Annotated in this window: 3 protein-coding genes; 1 reads left to right on the top strand and 2 read right to left on the bottom strand. The window is 73.7% G+C overall.

From position 1 onward, the window contains the following. The coding region (locus tag HW577_RS24090) for an FAD binding domain-containing protein (RefSeq protein WP_198378635.1) at positions 1-744 on the bottom strand (744 nt) is incomplete at its 3' end. 109 nt (positions 745-853) lie between these two features. Between HW577_RS24090 and HW577_RS24085 the strand changes: the two genes are divergently transcribed. Next, the gene (locus HW577_RS24085) at positions 854-1,462 is read left to right on the top strand and encodes a TetR/AcrR family transcriptional regulator (RefSeq protein WP_198378634.1); all 609 of its coding nucleotides are present in this window, start codon (positions 854-856) and stop codon (positions 1,460-1,462) included. 9 nt (positions 1,463-1,471) lie between these two features. Here HW577_RS24085 and HW577_RS24080 read toward each other — a convergent pair whose 3' ends face one another. Further along, positions 1,472-1,798 carry a hypothetical protein gene (locus HW577_RS24080; RefSeq protein WP_198378633.1) on the bottom strand — a complete coding sequence of 109 codons (327 nt, stop codon included), beginning with the start codon at positions 1,796-1,798 and terminating at the stop codon, positions 1,472-1,474. Positions 1,799-2,131: the final 333 nt, after the last annotated feature.

The following is a 2,131-nucleotide window of genomic DNA, read 5'->3' as shown; positions in this document are numbered from 1 at the left end:
CGCCTGCGCCGCAGCGATGGCAGCGGCATCCAGCGCGCGCCCGGCCAGCGCCGCGCCGGCGCCCACGGCCAGCGCCGGCACCGCGCCTACGCCGAAGAAGGCAAGCCGCGCCGCCGCAACGCGCCCGCCATCCATCGTCAGGCAGGAAGCGAGCCCCGCCATCGCATAGTCGCCCGACCGCCGCGCGACCTCGACGATGGCGCAGCGCGTGGCCGGCGTCGCGACGGGAACCTCGACGGCGGCAATGATCTCGTCATCCCGCAGCGCGGTCGTGAGCAGGCCGGTAAAGAACGCGTCCGCGGCGATCCGCCGCTCCCCACTCGGCGACACCGCGACGATCGTCGCGCCGAGCGCGACCGCGCAGGCCGGCAGTTCCGCTGCCGGGTCCGCATAGGCCAGGCTGCCGCCGATCGTTCCGCGGTTGCGGATGGCAGGGTGCGCGATCAGCGGCGCGGCCTCGGCCAGCAGCGGCGCGTGCCGTGCCACCAGCGGATCGCGCGCGAGCTCCGCATGCCGCGTCAGCGCGCCGATCCGCAGGGCACCACCCGCCAGCGCGATCCCGCGCAGCGCCGAGATGCGCGTGATGTCGACCAGCACCTTGGGTTCGGAGAGCCGGAAGGCGAGCGTGGCGAGCAGCGTCTGCCCGCCCGCGAGGATCTGCGCCGCGGTACCGTGCTCGGCGCGGGCGCGCCAGACATCCTCGAGGCTCCCGGCGCGCATATAGCCTATGGCCGGCCACTTCATCGGCGGTCCTCCCTGGCGAAACCGGCCTGGGGCCGGACGCGTCGCTTGTTGATCAATTGATCAACAGAGTGCGACCATGGTGTCAAGGGATTGGGGAGGAGGGCCAAGGGTGGACGGGACGCAGGGCAGGATCGCCGCGCGCCGCCTCGCCTCGCCGGCACGGCGGGAACAGATCCTCGAGGCCGCCATCGCCTATTTCGCCGAGGTCGGCTTCGGCGGCACCACGCGCGACCTGGCGCGACGGGCGGGCGTGACCCAGGCGCTGCTCTACCGGTACTTTTCCAGCAAGGCGGACCTCACCGAGGCGGTGTTCGAGCGCATCTACCTCGGCCGCCTCGACCCGCGCTGGATCGAGGAGATCCGCGACCGGTCCGTGCCGCTTCGCGCGCGGCTGCTGCGCTTCTACGGCGCCTATACCGGCGCGATCTTCACCTATGAATGGATGCGGATCTTCATGTGGGCCGGCCTCGCGGGGGATGCGCTGAACAACCGCTACCTCTCGCGCGTGGCCGACAGCCTGCTCGCACCGATCGCGGCCGAGATCGGCGCCGAACCCGGCCTCACGCCGCCAGCCATGGAGGACATGTGGAACCTCCATGGCGGCATCGTCTACATCGGCATCCGCCGCTTCATCTATCGCCTGCCGACGCCGGACGACTGCACGCCCGCGATCGAGGCGGCGACCGACCGCTTCCTCGCCGGCTGTCGCGCGACCTGACGCGGTGGTTCAGCGCGCCGGGTCGGCGAGGTCGATCACCACGCGGTTGCCGAGCCGGAAGTCGCGCAGCTGCGCCCCCGCCGCGACGCGCAGCACCAGCGCGGCGCCCTGCCCTTCCGCCTCGACGCCGCGCAGGTTGCGTGCGGGGCGGATGCCATTCGCCGCAGGCCGGCACCCCGCATCGGGGAAGGCGATGCCGAGTCCCTCGACGCCCGGCGTGAGCCGATAGGCAACGGGCCCCGACCAGTCAAAGACGATGCGCCCGTGCCCGTCATGCGATCCGGTGCGAATGCGCAGCCGGTCGGGACCGCAGCTCGGCAGGGGCGCGGGCAGCATCGCGACCGCCGTGGCGGATGAAGCGGCCGCGATCCGCACCGGCGCGGAGTCGCGTGGCGGGGTGCCAGGAGCTTCAGCGTCGCGCGGGAGCCCCGCCTCGGGCAGCGGCGTGACGGCTCGCCTGGGTTGCGCGCTTACCTGCGGCGATGCCGTCCAGGCCGTCAGGGCGCCGGCGGGCGGGAGAACCGCCTGGGGCGCAGGCGCCTCGACCGCCCGCGGCACGTCCCCGGCCGGTTGCGCGGCGAGTTGCGGCGGCGGTGCGGCTGCGGCGAAAGCGGCGTGTCCACGCCCTCGCGCCGCGCCGCCGGTCGACAGGTCGTCAGCTGCAGCACG

The organism is Neoroseomonas rubea, from assembly GCF_016106015.1.
GTDB lineage: Bacteria > Pseudomonadota > Alphaproteobacteria > Acetobacterales > Acetobacteraceae > Neoroseomonas > Neoroseomonas rubea.
The sequence above is the reverse complement of the archived record's forward strand: the minus strand, read 5'-3'. Positions and strand labels throughout refer to the sequence as shown.

What these genes read in the sequence shown, in the direction of transcription:
- HW577_RS24080 (WP_198378633.1), bottom strand. Translation starts at nt 1,798, where the DNA reads ATGCTGCCCGCGCCCCTGCCGAGCTGCGGTCCCGACCGGCTGCGCATT.